At 44.1% G+C, this 17,575-nt stretch carries 16 protein-coding genes; 11 read left to right on the top strand and 5 right to left on the bottom strand.

From position 1 onward, the window contains the following. Positions 1-132 precede the first annotated feature (132 nt). Both ACUXV2_RS14580 and argH read left to right on the top strand, forming a co-directional pair. Positions 133-1,350: an argininosuccinate synthase gene (locus ACUXV2_RS14580; RefSeq protein WP_446247080.1), complete on the top strand. Its 1,218-nt coding sequence runs from the start codon at positions 133-135 to the stop codon at positions 1,348-1,350. Further along, complete coding sequence (gene argH / locus ACUXV2_RS14575) at positions 1,347-2,741, top strand: argininosuccinate lyase (protein ID WP_446243907.1); 1,395 nt, start codon at positions 1,347-1,349, stop codon at positions 2,739-2,741. The genes ACUXV2_RS14580 and argH overlap by 4 nt, the downstream gene beginning before the upstream one ends. Positions 2,742-2,803: 62 nt before the next feature. Here argH and ACUXV2_RS14570 read toward each other — a convergent pair whose 3' ends face one another. Further along, positions 2,804-3,256: a universal stress protein gene (locus ACUXV2_RS14570; RefSeq protein ID WP_446243906.1), complete on the bottom strand. Its 453-nt coding sequence runs from the start codon at positions 3,254-3,256 to the stop codon at positions 2,804-2,806. A 106-nt stretch (positions 3,257-3,362) separates the two neighbouring features. Here ACUXV2_RS14570 and ACUXV2_RS14565 point away from each other — a divergent pair, with 106 nt between their 5' ends. Then, on the top strand, positions 3,363-3,518 hold the full coding sequence (locus tag ACUXV2_RS14565; protein ID WP_446243905.1) for a hypothetical protein: 156 nt from the start codon (positions 3,363-3,365) through the stop codon (positions 3,516-3,518). Between the two features lie 43 nt (positions 3,519-3,561). On the opposite strand, the gene ACUXV2_RS14560 is transcribed toward ACUXV2_RS14565, so the two are convergent. Continuing rightward, a complete protein-coding gene (locus ACUXV2_RS14560; protein ID WP_446243904.1) occupies positions 3,562-4,905 on the bottom strand; it encodes a purine-cytosine permease family protein in 1,344 nt (447 codons plus the stop codon). A 237-nt stretch (positions 4,906-5,142) separates the two neighbouring features. Here ACUXV2_RS14560 and ald point away from each other — a divergent pair, with 237 nt between their 5' ends. The 4 genes from ald to ACUXV2_RS14540 all read left to right on the top strand — a co-directional run bounded on the left by ald (position 5,143) and on the right by ACUXV2_RS14540 (position 9,245). Beyond that, positions 5,143-6,261, top strand: a complete 1,119-nt coding sequence (gene ald, locus ACUXV2_RS14555) for an alanine dehydrogenase (protein WP_446243903.1) — start codon at positions 5,143-5,145, stop codon at positions 6,259-6,261. A gap of 215 nt (positions 6,262-6,476) precedes the next feature. After that, a complete protein-coding gene (locus ACUXV2_RS14550) occupies positions 6,477-7,157 on the top strand; it encodes a metal-dependent hydrolase (protein ID WP_446243902.1) in 681 nt (226 codons plus the stop codon). Positions 7,158-7,280: 123 nt separating this feature from the next. After that, positions 7,281-7,526, top strand: a complete 246-nt coding sequence (locus ACUXV2_RS14545; RefSeq protein WP_446243901.1) for a hypothetical protein — start codon at positions 7,281-7,283, stop codon at positions 7,524-7,526. Between the two features lie 402 nt (positions 7,527-7,928). After that, positions 7,929-9,245, top strand: coding sequence for a DRTGG domain-containing protein (locus ACUXV2_RS14540; protein ID WP_446243900.1), 1,317 nt, complete (start codon positions 7,929-7,931; stop codon positions 9,243-9,245). Positions 9,246-9,413: 168 nt separating this feature from the next. On the opposite strand, the gene ACUXV2_RS14535 is transcribed toward ACUXV2_RS14540, so the two are convergent. After that, the gene (locus ACUXV2_RS14535) at positions 9,414-9,719 is read right to left on the bottom strand and encodes a YtpI family protein (protein WP_446243899.1); all 306 of its coding nucleotides are present in this window, start codon (positions 9,717-9,719) and stop codon (positions 9,414-9,416) included. Between the two features lie 94 nt (positions 9,720-9,813). Between ACUXV2_RS14535 and ACUXV2_RS14530 the strand changes: the two genes are divergently transcribed. Continuing rightward, positions 9,814-10,752 carry a DHH family phosphoesterase gene (locus ACUXV2_RS14530; protein WP_446243898.1) on the top strand — a complete coding sequence of 313 codons (939 nt, stop codon included), beginning with the start codon at positions 9,814-9,816 and terminating at the stop codon, positions 10,750-10,752. A 339-nt stretch (positions 10,753-11,091) separates the two neighbouring features. On the opposite strand, the gene ytrI is transcribed toward ACUXV2_RS14530, so the two are convergent. Together ytrI and ACUXV2_RS14520 are read right to left on the bottom strand one after the other, a co-directional pair. Beyond that, entirely contained in the window at positions 11,092-11,595 is a 504-nt protein-coding gene (ytrI, locus tag ACUXV2_RS14525; RefSeq protein ID WP_446243897.1) for a sporulation membrane protein YtrI, read from the bottom strand. Then, complete coding sequence (locus ACUXV2_RS14520; RefSeq protein ID WP_446243896.1) at positions 11,592-11,927, bottom strand: YtrH family sporulation protein; 336 nt, start codon at positions 11,925-11,927, stop codon at positions 11,592-11,594. Before ACUXV2_RS14520 ends, ytrI begins: the two co-directional genes overlap by 4 nt. Before the next feature lie 142 nt (positions 11,928-12,069). On the opposite strand from ACUXV2_RS14520, the gene dnaE reads away from it, so the two are divergent. From dnaE to ACUXV2_RS14505, 3 genes are all read left to right on the top strand, one after another. After that, the gene (gene dnaE / locus ACUXV2_RS14515) at positions 12,070-15,423 is read left to right on the top strand and encodes a DNA polymerase III subunit alpha (protein WP_446243895.1); all 3,354 of its coding nucleotides are present in this window, start codon (positions 12,070-12,072) and stop codon (positions 15,421-15,423) included. Between the two features lie 150 nt (positions 15,424-15,573). Next, positions 15,574-16,812, top strand: a complete 1,239-nt coding sequence (locus ACUXV2_RS14510; protein WP_446243894.1) for an NAD(P)-dependent malic enzyme — start codon at positions 15,574-15,576, stop codon at positions 16,810-16,812. Next, entirely contained in the window at positions 16,812-17,477 is a 666-nt protein-coding gene (locus ACUXV2_RS14505) for a FadR/GntR family transcriptional regulator (RefSeq protein ID WP_446243893.1), read from the top strand. The genes ACUXV2_RS14510 and ACUXV2_RS14505 overlap by 1 nt, the downstream gene beginning before the upstream one ends. The last annotated feature ends 98 nt before the right edge of the window (positions 17,478-17,575 follow it).

Genomic DNA, 17,575 nt, shown 5'->3' with positions numbered 1-17,575 from the left:
AAATATTTATACAAATTAATGAATAAGTATTGATAAATGCTTGATAAGTTGTTAATATAAATTCATTCATAAGAATAAATATTCATTTTAATACATGAAGATACAATTCATATAAAACAACAACTGGAGGGAATACGATTGAATAAAAAAGTGGTTTTAGCTTATTCAGGTGGATTGGATACGTCCGTGGCGGTGCAATGGTTAAAGGAAAAAGGGTATGAAGTCATCGCATGCTGTTTAGATGTAGGTGAAGGGAAGGACTTGGATTTTGTAAAAGAAAAAGCGTTGACGGTCGGTGCGTCAAAAAGCTATGTCATCGATGCAAAGGAAGAATTTGCAAAGGACTATGCACTGCTTGCTTTACAGAGTCATGCTTTATATGAAGGGAAATATCCGTTGGTTTCGGCCCTGTCAAGACCTTTGATTGCCAGCAAGCTTGTCGAGGTGGCTGAAAAAGAAGGAGCAGCTGCAGTTGCGCACGGATGTACCGGAAAAGGTAATGACCAGGTCCGTTTTGAAGTTTCGATCCAGGCTTTAAATCCTGATCTTGAAGTGATTGCCCCCGTACGTGAGTGGAAATGGTCTCGTGAAGAAGAAATCGAGTATGCAAAAGAAAAGGGCATTCCGATTCCGATCAACCTTGATTCACCATATTCCATCGATCAGAACTTATGGGGCAGAAGCAACGAATGCGGTGTATTGGAAAACCCTTGGACGGCTCCGCCGGAAGATGCCTATGATCTCACAAGCAGCATCGAACATGCACCGGACACGGCAGATGTAGTGGAAATCACCTTCCAACAAGGAGTACCTGTTCAATTAGACGGTCAGGCGTATCCATTGGATCAATTGATTTCAGAACTGAACATCATTGCCGGTAAACACGGGGTAGGGCGAATCGACCACGTGGAAAACCGTTTGATCGGCATCAAGTCGCGTGAAGTGTACGAGTGCCCGGGTGCTGTTACATTGTTAAAGGCACATAAAGAACTTGAAGATCTTACATTGGTGAAAGAACTAGCCCATTTCAAGCCGGTCATAGAGAAAAAAATGACTGAATTAATTTATGAAGGCCTGTGGTTTTCACCATTAAATAAAGCACTAAAAGCATTTCTTGATCAAACTCAAGTGTATGTAAACGGAGTCGTTCGCGTGAAATTGTTCAAAGGCCATGCCATTGTGGAAGGGAGAAAATCCCCTAATTCTCTATATGATGAAAATTTGGCTACTTATACAAAAGCTGATGAATTCGATCATGATGCTGCAGTTGGTTTCATCAAGCTTTGGGGTCTGCCGACAAAGGTATCTTCTGTCATTAACAATGAGAAAAAGGAGAAAGTGACAATATGAGTAAGCTGTGGGGCGGAAGATTCACGAAAAAGCCAGAAGAATGGGTGGATGAGTTCAACGCATCCATCTCATTCGACAAGGAATTGGTCTTTGAGGATATCGAAGGCAGCATCGCCCATGTAACCATGCTGAAAAAATGCAGCATCCTTTCCGGTAAAGAAGCCGATCAAATACTTCAAGGGCTCAAAACGCTGTATCAAAAGGCTGCGGATCAAGAGCTCGATTTCTCAGTGGAGTATGAAGACATCCATTTGAATCTTGAAAAACTGTTGATCGATGAAATCGGTGAAGTTGGCGGAAAACTACACACAGGCAGAAGCCGGAATGACCAGATCGCTACGGATATGCATTTATTTTTAAAACGCAGAGTAGAGGAAATCATTGATTTGATTACTGATCTTCAGGAAGGGATCGTCTTTCAATCAGAGAAAAATGTGAAAACGATCATTCCCGGTTATACTCATCTGCAGCGTGCCCAGCCAATCTCTTTTGCTCATCATCTAATGTGCTATTTCTGGATGCTGCAGCGCGATAAAGATCGATTAACAGATTCATTGAAGCGAATCGATATTTCACCTCTGGGTGCCGGTGCGCTTGCAGGTACGACATTCCCGATCGACAGAGCGTTTTCAGCTGAGCAGCTGGGGTTCTCATCCTATTACGAAAACAGCCTGGATGCGGTGAGCGATCGTGATTTCATCGTGGAATTTTTAAGCAATGGTTCCCTTCTGATGACTCATCTTTCCCGATTGGCTGAAGAGTTCATCCTCTGGTCCACGGAAGAGTTTCAGTTCATCGAGTTGGATGACAGCTTTACGACGGGAAGCAGTATCATGCCCCAGAAGAAAAATCCTGATATGGCTGAGCTGGTAAGAGGGAAAACGGGAAGGGTGAACGGAAATCTCATCTCGCTGCTAACCGTACTCAAGGGGCTGCCGCTCGCGTATAACAAAGACATGCAGGAAGACAAAGAAGGCATGTTCGACACGGTCAAGACAGTAACAGGTTCTTTGAAGATCTTTAATGGGATGGTCCGTACGATGAAGGTCAAACAACAGAGAATGAATGAATCCGTCTCGAATGATTTTTCAAATGCAACCGAGCTAGCCGATTATTTGGCAGCCAAAGGTGTTCCTTTCAGACAGGCCCATGAAATAGTAGGCAAGTTAGTCCTGCATTGTATCCAGGAAGGATATTATTTAAAAGATGTTTCTCTGGAGCAGTATCAGCGATTTTCGGGATTAATAGAAGAGGATATCTATTCAATCTTAACTCCTTATGCCGCCGTCGAAAGAAGGAACTCTTACGGCGGGACAGGGTTTGAACAAGTAAAATACCAAATCGAAAAAGGTAAATCCCTACTAAAAGCAGATGAAATGGTAAATAATTAATGATGAAGAGAGGCAGGATCTGGAATGATTCCTGCCTCTCTTCATGAGTGTCCATAATGTTGTTAATCTTCTTTGTCTTCTGTCCGTACAACAAGGACATCACAATGTGCAGCACGGGTAATGTGTTCGGAAACGCTTCCGATCAGAAACCGTTCAACGGCATTTAATCCCGTTGCCCCGCAAATGATCAGGTCTGCTGCAATGTTCTTGTTCGCTTCTCTGGGGATGATAACTTTTGGAGAACCATATTCAACATACGTTTTTACCTTTGTCACTCCAGCTTCGGCCGCTTCTGCTTTATATTCCTGCAGAAGCTCTTCGGCATAACGGATCGCTCTTTCTCCTACAGTACGATCATAGGACTCAATCGCTGCAAATGAGCGGGTATCGATAACATGAATCAAGGAAAGTGTTGCATCATTACGCTTAGCGATGGCAATCGCTTTTTGGAAAGCCCATTCTGCTTCTTTAGATCCATCAACGGCTACTAATATGTTCTGATATTTTAAACTCATTGTTATCCCCTCCTTACCCTTATCATACTACATTTTTCCACTTATAGCTTGTGGCAGATAATCGAACAATAAAGGAGAAAAAAATCTGATAACAGGGGGATCTCCTATGAAGAAAAAGAATCCGCAAGAGCAGTATACGTACGACGAGCAGGGAAGCCAGCAAGTGAGCCAGCAGATTATGAATTCATATACGAGCGGTGTCATCGATACCGAGAATGGCCACTACAACACCTATGAAAATCATGGTGAAGATGAACAGTAATCGCTTAAGAAAGGCTGATCCAAATGAATGGATCAGCCTTTTACTATCCCAGCTTATTTTGAAGTGAAGCAGAGTGATCATCAGATAAAGAACGCTGTTTCACCAGAGCATAAACAGCTGATGTTAGTATGAAGGACAGAAAGCCCGGGGAATACGCTTCCGGAATCAGGATATAACTGATCATTCCGGTGATAAGAACCCATAAAGCTTCATTATTGGCAGTGAATGTCCCATTCATAAGCTGCAGGAGGGAGCTTTCGCTTAGTGTTCCTTTTTTAACGAATAGATAATCAGCCGTCACAATGGCTGAAATGGGAATAATTAAAATGCCAAGGAATGATATATATCCTTGCGCATTGAGTACGAGCGATGGAATACAGCTTAATAGGATGCCAGCAGCCCCAAAGGCAGCGGCGCATTGAATACGTGACAGCCTTGGCAATGCATTCAGTAAGCTGTAGCCTCCTGTATAGGCATTGCTCAGGTTGATTGAAATCATGGACACCATCGCACATAAAGTGATGATGAGTAAAAGGACAAGCGAAGAGGTGAGATCACTTGCCACAACAAAAGGGTTCAGCTCTCCGAACAAGCTGGCGCTTAAGCCGCCTAATAAAGCGGTCATCATGAACCCCGTGACATTTCCGCCATAAAGCCCCCAAAATCCGTGTGCACTGCTTTTACTGTAGCGTGTAATATCAGCAGAGGCACTGACACCGGATATATATTGAACAAATACTAAGCTGGAATAAAAAAAGAATTCAGCTGCACCCGATTCTTTTGAGCCTACTGTCAAAACAGTCAGGCTGCCGGATGACATCCCTTTCGTTATAAATAGATAAAGGATGACCAGCTGACCGAGTACAAGGACCGGAATGAAATATTTCGTTGCTTTTTTTACTGCTTGAAATCCTACCAAGGCGAGCAGCGTCATGATGAGCGCCAGTCCAGCTGCGATGGGAATGAAAGGCAGTGACACACCTGCGACCTTTTCGATGATCGACAATAAGACATAGGTGCCTCCAATCGTCTGCACACTGAACCAGTAGAGGGAGGTCAGTGACCGGATCGGAGATGCGATACGCATGGAAAGCTTTGTGCCGAGCACGGTTCTGAGTACATATTGTGCAGGCAGTCCATATCTCGAGCCCGGAAGCGATAGAAAAGATACAAATAGAAACGCGGCAAGAGCCCCAATCACAGTACACGTAAAGGCTGCTGTAAAAGAAAGGCCGCCTTCGAGCACGGCCAAAGCGGGGATCAGGAAGTTGCCGGCATTGACCGAAAAGGCAAGCTGGATGATGAAATATTCTTTCCAAGACGTTGTTTTTTGATCTATTGGGACCGGCTCCAATCCAAGCCGTTCAATCACTGGTTGTTTTGTCATTGAAGTCTCCTTTGTACGGTTATTTCATGCCTTTCCTATTTTATAGAATTTTTGCAAAAAAGCGAAGAAATAAACATTAATAATTTCAGGGAAAAGTAGAGATATTTTGTTGTTTATTTGTTAGAATGTAAGTGCTTACAGGGATGCGAAATTCTCTTAGCTATTATATAAAGAAAATGTTATATTTATGAAGTGATGCTCTGAAGGAGCAATAGTGGAATTAGGAGGTAGGCATATATGCGTATTGGTGTGCCAATGGAAATTAAGAATAATGAAAACCGTGTAGCAATGACTCCCGCTGGTGTCGTAAACCTTGTTCAATTTGGACATGAAGTTTACATCGAGTCAGGAGCAGGGATGGGATCTGGCTTTACAGATGAAGATTACACTGCTGCAGGAGGACATATTGTAAGTACTGCCTCAGAAGCATGGTCGATGGATATGGTCATGAAGGTAAAAGAACCTCTTCCAAGCGAATATTCTTACTTCCGTGAAGGGCTGATTTTATTTACATATTTACATCTTGCACCAGAGCCGGAACTTACAAAGGCTCTTATCGAAAACAAAGTCGTAGCGATCGCTTACGAAACTGTCGAAGTGAATCGTGCACTTCCACTGCTGACTCCGATGAGTGAAGTGGCAGGACGCATGGCAACTCAAATCGGTGCTCAATTCCTTGAAAAGATTCATGGAGGTAAAGGAGTGCTTCTATCAGGTGTGCCAGGTGTACGCCGCAGTAAAGTAACAATCATCGGCGGAGGGGTTGCCGGGACGAATGCCGCAAAAATGGCTGTAGGATTAGGAGCGAATGTAACCATCCTTGACCTGAACCCGGATCGTCTGCGTCAGCTTGATGATATCTTCGGCAGCGATGTTACTACACTTATGTCTAATCCTTTAAATATCGAACAGGCAGTAAAAGAAGCAGACCTTGTGATCGGTGCTGTTCTGATCCCTGGAGCAAAGGCGCCTAAACTAGTTACGGAAGACATGATCAAATCAATGACTCCTGGATCGGTTGTCGTGGATATCGCGATTGATCAGGGTGGTATCTTCGAAACGACAGACCGTATCACGACTCACGATGATCCAACGTATGAGAAACATGGTGTCGTTCACTATGCCGTTGCGAATATGCCTGGGGCTGTACCGCGTACTTCTACGATTGCATTAACGAACGTAACTGTGCCATATGCAATCCAAATCGCTTCTAAAGGCTACAAGAAAGCAAGCCTTGATAACGAAGCGCTTCTGAAAGGAATCAATACCTTAAACGGATATGTAACGTATCAAGCTGTTGCTGAAGCACACGGACTTGATTACTCAGATACAAGAACACAATTAGAACAGCTTTAATACACCCAAGCCGGCCGCAGAAAAAATTTTCTGGGCCGGTTTTTGCTTATCCATAGAATACCGCAGTTGATTGGAGTGCAAGACTTCGCTTTCCGCGGAAAGGAACGGTCAAGGATATTCAAACAACAATCCATTTAGTAATTCAACTTTTAAAAACTTGAAAATCAGGGTATATCAAACTATATACAATAAAAGATCATGCAGGAGGAGATACAATGAAGATTTCTTATCATGGACATTCAGTAGTGAAAATTGAAACGAATGGCAAAACAATTTTAATCGATCCATTCATTAATGGGAATGAACTGACCGACCTCAAGGTTGAGGATGAAAAGCCTGACGTGATCATCCTGACACACGGTCATAACGATCACGTGGGAGATACAGTGGAACTTGCAAAGAAAAACGATGCACTTGTGATTGCCAACCATGAACTCGCAACATACCTCAGCTGGCAGCTCGTAAAGACCCACCCGATGCACATTGGCGGAGCGTATGAGTTTGATTTCGGGAAAGTGAAGATGACTCAGGCATTCCACGGTTCAGGACTTATGACGGATGGAAATGAAATCATCTATATGGGCATGCCGGCTGGCCTCCTGTTATTCATCGAAGGAAAAACGATCTATCATGCAGGGGACACAGGTTTATTTTCAGATATGAAGCTGATCGGTGAACGCCATCCGATTGATCTTGCATTCCTGCCAATCGGGGATAACTTTACGATGGGACCTGAGGATGCTGCAGAAGCGGCACGTTTCCTGAAACCGAAAAAGGTCGTTCCGATTCATTACAATACCTTCCCTCCGATCAAACAGGATCCGCATCAATTTGTCGAGATGCTGGATAGCTGCGAGGGACAAGTGATGTCGGCAGGCGACGTAATCGAATATTAATGCTGGAAGAGAGTGATGTATAGGAGCTGGTTGTAACCAATGCGTCACTCTCTTTTCAGTTTTCACACAATATCCTGTCCTACTCTGCATATATATGAAACATGCTCAGAGAGGAGGAATAATGTGAAGAAACAACGTTACATTCTATGCTTGTTATTGACTGGGGCTCTCTTGTATTATGCAGCCCCGCGTCTATCGATCGAAGCCGGGGGACTGGAGGGGGCATTCGCGATCGGATGGATTGTCCTCGCCACTTTTGTGATTGCCGGCAACCTTGCTGGACTCCTTTTCAGCCCTGCAAAAGCATCTAAAGGAATTAAAGGAAAGGCTGTAACGCAACGTAAAAAAAGAGTGCGTTCTGTTGGATAATGGCAGAGAAAAACCAGATTACTTTTTCTTTTCCAGCTGTTGATTGGAGTGGAAGACGAAGACTCCTGCGGGAAAAGCGAGACAGGTGAGACTTGTCCAGCTCCAGGGCTTAGAGGCACATGTCATAAGTCAACTCGTCCAAGAAGGCAAAGAACGCCTTCATGGCCGATTCGCCTTATGCCACCCGCCTCTGACCAAAGCCCTTCCGCTTTTCTAACCCGCAGGAGCAGAGCGACGAGGAGGCTCACCGGCCGCCCGCGGAAAGCGAAGTCTTCCACGGAATCGGTATTTAGGGGAAGCAATAAGGAGACAGCCCGTAAACCCCTGATAAAATTGAAACCCCAAGCTTTTCACATTATAATGATACTATTAAGCAGGACGTACAAAAGAAGGGTGAAAAGCTTGGCAACCAAACATGAACAAATTTTAGAATACATAGATTCCCTCCCTGTCGGAGAAAAAATATCCGTCCGCCAAATCGCAAAAGCATTGAGCGTCAGTGAAGGAACAGCTTATAGAGCGATTAAAGATGCGGAAATAAAAGGCTATGTCAGTACGATTGAACGTGTCGGGACGATCCGGATCGAGCAGAAGAAAAAAGAAAATATCGAAAAACTGACGTATGCCGAAGTGGTAAATATCATCGATGGACAAGTACTGGGCGGCAGAACGGGTCTTCATAAGATGCTCAATAAATTTGTCATCGGTGCGATGAAGCTGGAAGCGATGATGCGTTATACCGAAGCAGGCAACCTGCTGATCGTCGGAAACCGTACAAAAGCGCATGAGCATGCATTGAGAGCGGGAGCTGCCGTCCTGATCACAGGTGGCTTTGACACCGAAGATGAAGTGAAGAAACTTGCGGATGAACTGGAACTTCCGATCATTTCCACATCCTACGACACGTTTACTGTGGCGGCAATGATCAACAGGGCGATTTATGACCAGCTCATCAAAAAAGAAATTGTCCTCGTAGAAGATATTTTGACGAAAGTGGACAACACGGCTTATTTATATGTAAACGATACACTTGAAGATTGGTACGAAAAAAATCAATACACATTCCACAGCCGATTCCCGGTCGTCGATCAAAACCTGAAAGTACATGGGATGGTGACGTCCAAGGATGTAATGGGGCAGGAAAAGCATATCGGGATCGACAAAATCATGACAAAGCAGCCGATCACAGTCAGCTCAAAGACAAGTGTTGCCTCAGCAGCACATATGATGATTTGGGAAGGTATCGAAGTGCTTCCTGTCGTAAATGAACAGAACAAGCTGCAGGGAATCATTTCACGCCAGGATGTCCTGAAGGCACTGCAGATGATCCAGAGGCAGCCTCAAGTGGGAGAGACAATCGATGATCTGATCAGCAATGGAGTGGAAGTTGGCGAGAAGAAAGGTGACAAAGAAATCTATCACTTTGCGGTCACCCCGCAAATGACGACCGGGCTCGGCACCATGTCTTACGGAGTCTTCACCACACTCATGACAGAAGCTGCCAACCGGGTATTGAAGCCTTATAAAAAAGGTGATCTCGTTGTTGAGAACATGACCATATACTTCATCAAGCCGGTACAGATGGAAAGCATGCTTGAAATTCATCCGAAGGTCCTTGATGTTGGGAGAAAGTTCGGTAAAGTGGATGTTGAAGTATACAGTGAAGGGGTTCTTGTAGGTAAATCCCTTATGATTTGTCAGTTGATAGACAGGCATTAAGCAATAAAAACTTATTAAAGGATGCCACCGGAAATACGATTGAATGACAGTGATGATCGGAACATGGAATGCGGGATGCCGGCAGCGAAGGAAGTTCATAGTATATCCCCGAAGCGGGAAAACAGGCAATAAAAAAGACCGGGGATGACGATCCCGGCCGTTACGGCATTAGTTGCCGTCCAGTTCCTTTGCTTCACGCTCTGCAAAGGGCAGCACATGCTTATAATATTTATAGCCTGTCCAGCCGCTTGCGAGTCCGATCAGGATGAACAGGGCACCTACGATATATGTCACTGTACCTGGAAATAATACAAGCTGATTGATACCGAATAAAGCGACAAACAAGCCTAGAGCCATACTTGCCTTTGCAGAAAGCCATTTCTTCTCCATCGGCCGGTTGCTTCTGACTTGCTTCACTTTATAGAAGATATAAAAAGTAAAAGCTAATGTAATGAAAAAAGCGAGAAAATACATAATCATTGTCCTCCAGTGTTGGCTTTCTCGCTACTATTTTACAGGTAAGAGAACCGATTGCCAAATGAAAATTTCGTGAAAAAAGGAGATACTTATGAAAGAACAGATCCTGGAATTAATCAAACAATATGAAACCATCATCATCCATAGACACGTGCGTCCCGATCCTGATGCATACGGTTCACAGGGGGGCCTTGCTGAAATGCTGAAAGCTTCTTTCCCGGATAAGAACGTATATGCTGTAGGACTGGAGGAAGAAACTCTTCATTATCTGAACCGTCTTGATCCGATAGAAGATGAAGTCTTTGAGGGAGCCCTGATCATTGTCTGCGACACTGCCAACGAAGAACGGATCTGCGACAGCCGCTACAAACTTGGGGAAAAGCTGGTGAAAATCGATCATCATCCAAACGAAGATGCATATGGTGATCATTTATGGATCGATACGACTGCCAGTTCCGTCAGTGAGATGATTTATGAATTTTACCAATTCGGTAAAGACAAAGGGCTGGTTCTTCCGGATAGCGCAGCGCGTCTATTGTTTGCCGGCATCGTCGGAGACACGGGAAGATTCCTTTATCCTAGCACCACTCAGAAAACGTTTGATATTGCGGGAGAATTGATCCGTTTCGATTTTGACCGGAACGATCTTTTCAACAAAATGTATGAAGTCGATCCGAATGTAATGAAGCTTCACGGATTCGTCCTCCAAAACTTCCAAATGGATGAAGATGGATGCGGCCAGATGGTCATGTCCAAAGAAATCCTTGAAGAGCATGGAGTGGTTCCTTCAGAAGCATCCCTGTTGGTAAGTACATTGGGGAATGTAAAAGGAATCAAAGCATGGGTATTCTTTATTGAAGAAGATGATCAGATACGTGTACGCCTGCGTTCGAAGGGACCGGTCATCAACACCATCGCCAAAAAATATAACGGCGGCGGACACCCGCTGGCGGCAGGCGCTTCGATTTATTCGTGGGAAGAGAAAGAGGATGTGCTTCGGGACCTGCGTGAGGTTTGCAGAAGCCATTGAGTTGTGGAGAAGCAAAAATAGGACTAAATTCAAAAAGCTCCCTGTGAAGGGGAGCTTTATGTATGCTTTTCCACCTCTGCTTTTCTTCATGTCCAGCTCCGGCGGCTAGAGGCTCGAGGTCATAAGCTAAACCTGCCAAAAAGGCAAAAAACGCCTTTCCGGCAGGCTCATCTTATGCTTGTCGCCTCTGGGCGAGCCGCCTCCGCTTTTCTTCATGTCCAGCTCCGGCGGCTAGAGGCTCGAGGTCATAAGCTAAACCTGCCAAAAAGGCAAAAAACGCCTTTCCGGCAGGCTCATCTTATGCTTGTCGCCTCTGGGCGAGCCGCCTCCGCTTTTCCGTTAATCCTCATACTTTAGCTCCAGCGTAATCTGGGTGGTCGTCCAGAAATACATCTCCCGCACTTTGAAGGTGAAGGTCTTTTCATTAAGCTTCACGGTCTTATTCTCGATGATTTTCTTGATCAGGTCCCGGTTTCCGTAGACGGATTCCAGGTCTTTATTGATCAGGCTTCTGAGATCCCCGCTCAATTGGTCCTCGGTTTCATGGATACTGAGCAATTCAACTTTTGTTTTGGTAGGGTTCAAAATTTTGATCTTCACTTCCCCGATGGTCAATTGTTCTTCATTTTCTTCATTCAATTGTTTGTATTCCTCTTGCAGGTAGGAGAGAGTATTTTTATATTTGTTGATTTCATTTCTCTGCTCTTCAATCAATTTTGTTTGCTTTTCGTGCATAGCCCCGAACATGTAAATGAAGATCATCCAGCTTATGATGCCTCCTACCACCATGCCGACGAAAAAACGCTGCCAGGATGGCAGTTTGTAATATGGCGGGATCCTCATGACGAAATATGCTCCTGCGTCAGCCAGGAAATGATCATTGCGGCTGTGTTGGCTCCGCCTAAAGCAGAAAGAATCAACAGGAATTGTTTAAATACTACTTTTGTTTCCCCGTTCAAGAATCCCTTTTCAACATTGTATACCGTATCGAACGTTCCCCCGATTGCAGCAATGATTGCCCAGATCCGCAAAAAATTGGAGAGGCGCCACATTTCGATGAACAGAGGCTGCCCCATTGCGAACGAAGCCAAACCACCCATTAGGGACCCTCCCAATAAAACGCCAAAAGCGATGAAGAAACTTTTTATCAATTCAGGAAAAAAGGCTTCAGCCATTTTATCAACTCCATATAAGCAAATCTTCTCTTACATAAACTATATGGGTTTCTTGGACAGGATATGAGGGAGAACATATTTTCTTTTTTTGCCTTTCTTACCTATAATAAAGGTATATTGAAACTAAAGGGGTGTGCATAATATGTCGTTTGTTCATTTGCAGGTAGCAAGCGCTTATAGTTTACTTTCCAGCACAATCTCCATAAATGGACTTGTACATAAAGCGAAGACGCTCGGATATAAATCCTTGGCGTTGACTGATAAAAATATGATGTATGCTGCTATTCCTTTTTATAAGGCGTGCTTGAAGGAAGGGATCAAACCGATCATCGGATTGACGGCAGACGTCGCTGTCAGTGATGATCAGTCCTTTCCTTTGGTGCTGTTAAGCAAGAATAATAGGGGATATCAGAATCTATTGAAGATATCGAGTGTGATCGGAGCAAAGTCCTCAAACGGAATCCCGCTGAAATGGTTGAATTCTTATAGTGAAGGCTTGATTGCCATCACCCCCGGTCCTCATGGTGAGATAGAAACGCATCTATTGAACGATGAAGTGGACAAAGCTGAGGAAGCCATACATACCTATCAACATATGTTTGGTCAGGATTCATTTTATATTAGTCTGCAAAAACACGGATTGAAAACAGAAGAAACACTCATCCCGCTCCTTAAAAAAACAGCCAGGGAAACCGGAACCGAAATGGTCGCGGTAAATAACGTCCAATATTTGAATCAGGATGATCATTTTGCACATGAATGCATGAGCGCGATCCGTGATGGAGTCAAGCTTTCAGAGGATGAACGGGTGGTGCTTGAGACAGAGGAGTACTACTTCAAGGCAAAAGAGCAAATGGTCGATCTTTTCTCAGAAGATGTGGATGTACTTGAGAACACATTGAAGATCGCAGACGAGTGCAATATACATATCCCATTCCATCAGAAGCTCCTCCCAAAATATCCTCTGCCTGATGGTGTGACCGCGCAGCATGAACTGACCCATCTTTGTGAAAAAGGGTTGAGTGAAAAGGTTGATGAAGTAACCGAGGAGTATCTCGAGCGGCTGGATTATGAACTCGAAGTAATCGGCAGGATGGGTTTCAGTGATTATTTTCTCATCGTCTGGGACTTCATGAAGTTTGCGAGAGAAAGAGATATCCTGACCGGGCCGGGAAGGGGCTCTGCAGCGGGTTCACTCGTTTCCTATGCCCTCAGTATCACCGATGTCGATCCGATCAAGCATCATTTATTGTTTGAGCGTTTTCTTAATCCTGAAAGAGTTTCGATGCCTGATATTGATATCGACTTCCCGGATCACCGCCGGGATGAAGTGATTGAATATGTGGAAGCAAAATATGGGTCCCTTCATGTCGCCCAGATCATTACATTCGGTACATTTGCAGCGAAGGCTGCCTTGAGGGATACAGGAAGGGTCTTCGGCTTGAATATGAAAGAGCAGGAGCAACTTTCGAAACTGATTCCGAATCAATTGGGCATTACATTAAGAGAAGCTTATGGGAAATCGAATGAGCTGCGTGAACTCATAGACAACAATGAATTGTACAGGAGACTTTTCGATACTGCTCTGAAGCTTGAAGGGCTGCCGCGGCATACATCGACCCATGCCGCAGGTGTCGTGATAAGCGAAGATCCCCTGGTGCAGTGGATCCCGATACAGGGAAGTGCATCGGGGATACATCTGACCCAGTATTCGATGGATATCCTTGAAGAAATCGGCTTGTTGAAAATGGACTTTCTCGGACTGAGGAATCTGAGCATTTTGGAGAGGATTGTAAAGAACGTCAAGAGGGGAAGGAATAAACGCTTTACGTTGGAAGAGATTCCGGTTAATGATCCCAAGACATTCGAACTGCTGAGTAAAGGGGAGACCAGTGGTATCTTTCAACTTGAATCAGAAGGAATGCGCAATGTTTTGACCAGATTGAAACCAACTTCATTTGAAGATATCGTAGCGGTCAATGCCCTCTACAGGCCGGGCCCGATGGAAAATATCCCGACCTATATTAGTCGGAAGCACGGAAAGGAAAAGGTCGAGTACCCACATCCAGACTTAATACAGATCCTTGATATGACACACGGAGTGATTGTCTACCAGGAGCAGATTATGCAAATCGCTTCAAAAATGGCAGGGTTCTCCCTCGGCGAAGCCGATCTATTAAGAAGAGCGGTTTCGAAAAAGAAAAAAGACGTTCTTGATCAGGAGAGGGAGCATTTTGTGAAAGGGTCCATTCAAAAAGGATACACCAAAGAAGTGGCAGATGGCATTTATGACCTGATCGTCCGGTTTGCGGATTATGGATTTAACAGGTCCCATGCTGTCGCATACAGTATGATCGCTTATCAGTTAGCATACTTAAAGGCTCATTATCCTGCTTACTTTTTATCCGCTCTTCTGACGTCGGTCGTTGGAAATGAAACGAAAATCTCTCAGTACATTAGAGAAGCAAAGCAATATGGCATCGATATTCTGCCTCCTTCCGTAAACAGCAGCCAATTTGCTTTTTCGGTAGAAGGGAAAGAAGGGATCCGATACAGTTTAGGGGCGATTAAAGGGATCGGGGCGCAGGCTTTGAAAGAAATCATCGCTGTCAGGAATGATAAGCCCTTCCATGATTTATTCGATTTCTGCATGAGGGTGTCATCGAAAATCATCAACAGAAAGATCTTGGAGAATCTCGTTTTGGCCGGTGCATTCGATGAATTCAAAATAGACCGGGCAACGCTCCTGGCAAGCCTTGACGTGGCCATTCAGCATGCAGAGCTCGTCAACCCTGAAGATGACCATGACTTGTTTAAAGAAGAAGAAGCGTTCCTGCTTAAACCAAAGTATGTAGAAGTGGAAGCCATGAATGTGGAAACGAAGTTAAGCTTTGAAAAACAAGTGCTGGGGCTGTATCTATCCAATCATCCTGTATCTTCTTATCGGCCCCTTTTTGAAGACATGGGTGTGACATTGATTACAGATTCGAGGCAAGGAATACGAGCGGCAATAGGAGGTTATATTACCTCGATTCGCTCGATACGAACCAAAAAAGGGGACGTCATGGCTTTCCTCGAAATCAGTGATGAAACAGGTGAACTGGAAGCAGTCGTATTTCCTGCAGTCTATCGCCAAATTATGACACACTTAAAAGAAGGGAATGTGTTATGGTTTGATGGAAAAATGGAAGAAAGGAACAATAAGCTGCAGCTTATTATCAATAAGGTGCAGACCATCGAAGAAATAAAAGAACGAGTGGATAAGAATGAAAAGAAATTATTTTTGAAAATACCTGTACACAAGGACGAGGATGCCGTCATGAAGGATTTACAACAGATCATACAGCGAAACAAAGGGACGCACCCAGTGATTGTGTATATTGAAAAAGACAAAAAGAGTATAAGACTTTCTGATTTTTATAGAATCGCACCGACCCGGGAAGTGCTGAATGAATTCCAAGTATTTTTAGGGAAAGCCAATGTCGTTTTAAAATAACATGCTTTACTTCAACCAATATTTATATTATTGTTTAATAGAAAAAGGTGGTCTGACCACTGGGTTTCGGCATGCTATAGGATGACATAACCATTGATGAATCGATAAAAGAGATAATATAGCACGGAAAAAGATAAGGAGTGAATGATTTTGTCATTACGCGAAGAAGCTTTGCATATGCATCGAGTAAATAAAGGGAAATTGGAATCAAAATCGAAGGTAGAGGTAAGAAATGCTGATGATTTAAGCCTGGCATATTCTCCGGGTGTCGCAGAACCTTGTAAGGTAATCTATGACAAACCTGAAACGGTCTATGACTATACGATGAAGGGCAATATGGTAGCAGTCGTGTCAGACGGGACGGCTGTTCTTGGTCTTGGAAATATCGGTCCGGAAGCCTCCCTTCCTGTCATGGAGGGGAAGGCTGTCCTGTTTAAGAGTTTTGCAGGTGTAGATGCATTTCCTATCTGTTTGAATACAACGGATGTGGACAAGATTGTTGAAACAGTAAAGCTTCTTGAACCGACTTTCGGTGGAGTGAATCTAGAGGACATTGCCGCTCCGAATTGCTTTGAAATCGAAGAACGCCTTAAGAAAGAAACGAATATACCGGTGTTTCACGATGATCAGCATGGTACTGCGATCGTCACGGTTGCAGGCCTAGTGAATGCACTGAAGATCGTCGGCAAGAAAATGTCTGAAATCAAAGTGGTGGCCAATGGTGCCGGAGCTGCTGGTATTGCCATCATCAAATTACTATATCGTTATGGTGTAAGGGATATCATTATGTGCGATTCTAAAGGGGCGATCTATGAGGGCCGTTCACAAGGTATGAATGCGATCAAGGATGAAGTGGCAAAATTCACGAATCGTGACCGTATTGAAGGTGGTCTCAGCGACGTTCTGAAAGATGCCGATGTATTCATCGGAGTGTCTGTAGCAGGGTCATTGACTGAGGAAATGGTGTCATCAATGAAAGAAGACCCGATCATCTTTGCGATGGCGAACCCTGTTCCGGAAATCATGCCGGACCTGGCAAAAGCCGCAGGGGCGAAAGTAGTGGGTACCGGCCGCTCTGACTTCCCGAATCAAGTGAACAACGTACTAGCCTTCCCTGGTATTTTCAGAGGGGCTTTGGACGTACGTGCCACCCATATCAATGAAAAGATGAAACAAGCAGCCGTTGAAGCGATTGCAGATTTGATCAGTGAAAGTGAACTGAATGCAGACTATGTCATTCCCGGGCCATTTGATAAGCGTGTAGCACCTGCAGTTGCAGCCGCCGTAGCGAAAACGGCAATGGAAACAGGGGTAGCACGATTGAAGGTAGATCCCGAGGAAATCCGCAAAAAGACGGAAGAATTAGCCGTTATCGGGAAGAGTGAATGATGACGAAAGTGAACTCTCTCCATACTCAATCAAAAGTATACATTGGAATTGTTCACCAACTTAGAGAAATGATATCCAAGGATGGACTTAACAAGGGGGATAAAATCCCTTCTGAAAGAGAACTTTCTGAAAGACTTAATGTCGGCCGCTCTTCTGTAAGGGAAGCACTCCGGGCCCTTGAATTATTAGGGTTGATTGAAACGAGAAGAGGGGAAGGAACATTCCTGCGGGATTTCCGGGATCATCATCTGATTGATCTTCTCGGGATGTTCATTCTCCAGGATCAAAAAGCCCAGGAGGATGTCAAGTGTACGAAAACGATGATTGAAAAAGAAGCGCTGCGTACAATATTCTGCCACAAGCTTGATGTGTCTAAATTGATCATTAAGGTTGCTGAAGACAATGACACTCTTACCTGGAGAGAAGTATTTGAAGAAATCATTCTCATAAGCAACAACTACTTGTCACATAGAATTTGGAACGTCCTGAATGATTACGAAACTTTAATCATCGGAGAGAAGAAAATAACCCCTGAGATAAAAGAAAAGCTTTTATGCCTGCTTCAAGGATTGGAAAATCAAGATAAAGAATCTGTGCAGACAGCTTATAAACAGATTTCGGAAATCGGTGATCTCGAGCTGACAAATTCCAACATCTTTTTATAAAGCTTTCCGTTAAACTGATAGACAAGCAGTTTACCCAGCACTTATACATTTCTATCATCCAAAGAATACGAATACAAAAGCGACTGTAATTAGTTAAG

The organism is Rossellomorea sp. NS-SX7, assembly GCF_052828565.1.
Note: the sequence above shows the minus strand (reverse complement) of the source record. Positions and strands in the feature narration are given on the sequence as shown.

Excerpts from the sequence above, each read along its gene's own strand:
- argH (WP_446243907.1), top strand. The coding sequence starts at position 1,347 with ATGAGTAAGCTGTGGGGCGGAAGATTCACGAAAAAGCCAGAAGAATGG.
- ACUXV2_RS14570 (WP_446243906.1), bottom strand. The coding sequence starts at position 3,256 with ATGAGTTTAAAATATCAGAACATATTAGTAGCCGTTGATGGATCTAAA.
- ACUXV2_RS14565 (WP_446243905.1), top strand. The coding sequence starts at position 3,363 with ATGAAGAAAAAGAATCCGCAAGAGCAGTATACGTACGACGAGCAGGGA.
- ACUXV2_RS14560 (WP_446243904.1), bottom strand. The coding sequence starts at position 4,905 with ATGACAAAACAACCAGTGATTGAACGGCTTGGATTGGAGCCGGTCCCA.
- ald (WP_446243903.1), top strand. The coding sequence starts at position 5,143 with ATGCGTATTGGTGTGCCAATGGAAATTAAGAATAATGAAAACCGTGTA.
- ACUXV2_RS14550 (WP_446243902.1), top strand. The coding sequence starts at position 6,477 with ATGAAGATTTCTTATCATGGACATTCAGTAGTGAAAATTGAAACGAAT.
- ACUXV2_RS14535 (WP_446243899.1), bottom strand. The coding sequence starts at position 9,719 with ATGTATTTTCTCGCTTTTTTCATTACATTAGCTTTTACTTTTTATATC.
- ACUXV2_RS14530 (WP_446243898.1), top strand. The coding sequence starts at position 9,814 with ATGAAAGAACAGATCCTGGAATTAATCAAACAATATGAAACCATCATC.
- ytrI (WP_446243897.1), bottom strand. The coding sequence starts at position 11,595 with ATGAGGATCCCGCCATATTACAAACTGCCATCCTGGCAGCGTTTTTTC.
- ACUXV2_RS14520 (WP_446243896.1), bottom strand. The coding sequence starts at position 11,927 with ATGGCTGAAGCCTTTTTTCCTGAATTGATAAAAAGTTTCTTCATCGCT.
- dnaE (WP_446243895.1), top strand. The coding sequence starts at position 12,070 with ATGTCGTTTGTTCATTTGCAGGTAGCAAGCGCTTATAGTTTACTTTCC.
- ACUXV2_RS14505 (WP_446243893.1), top strand. The coding sequence starts at position 16,812 with ATGACGAAAGTGAACTCTCTCCATACTCAATCAAAAGTATACATTGGA.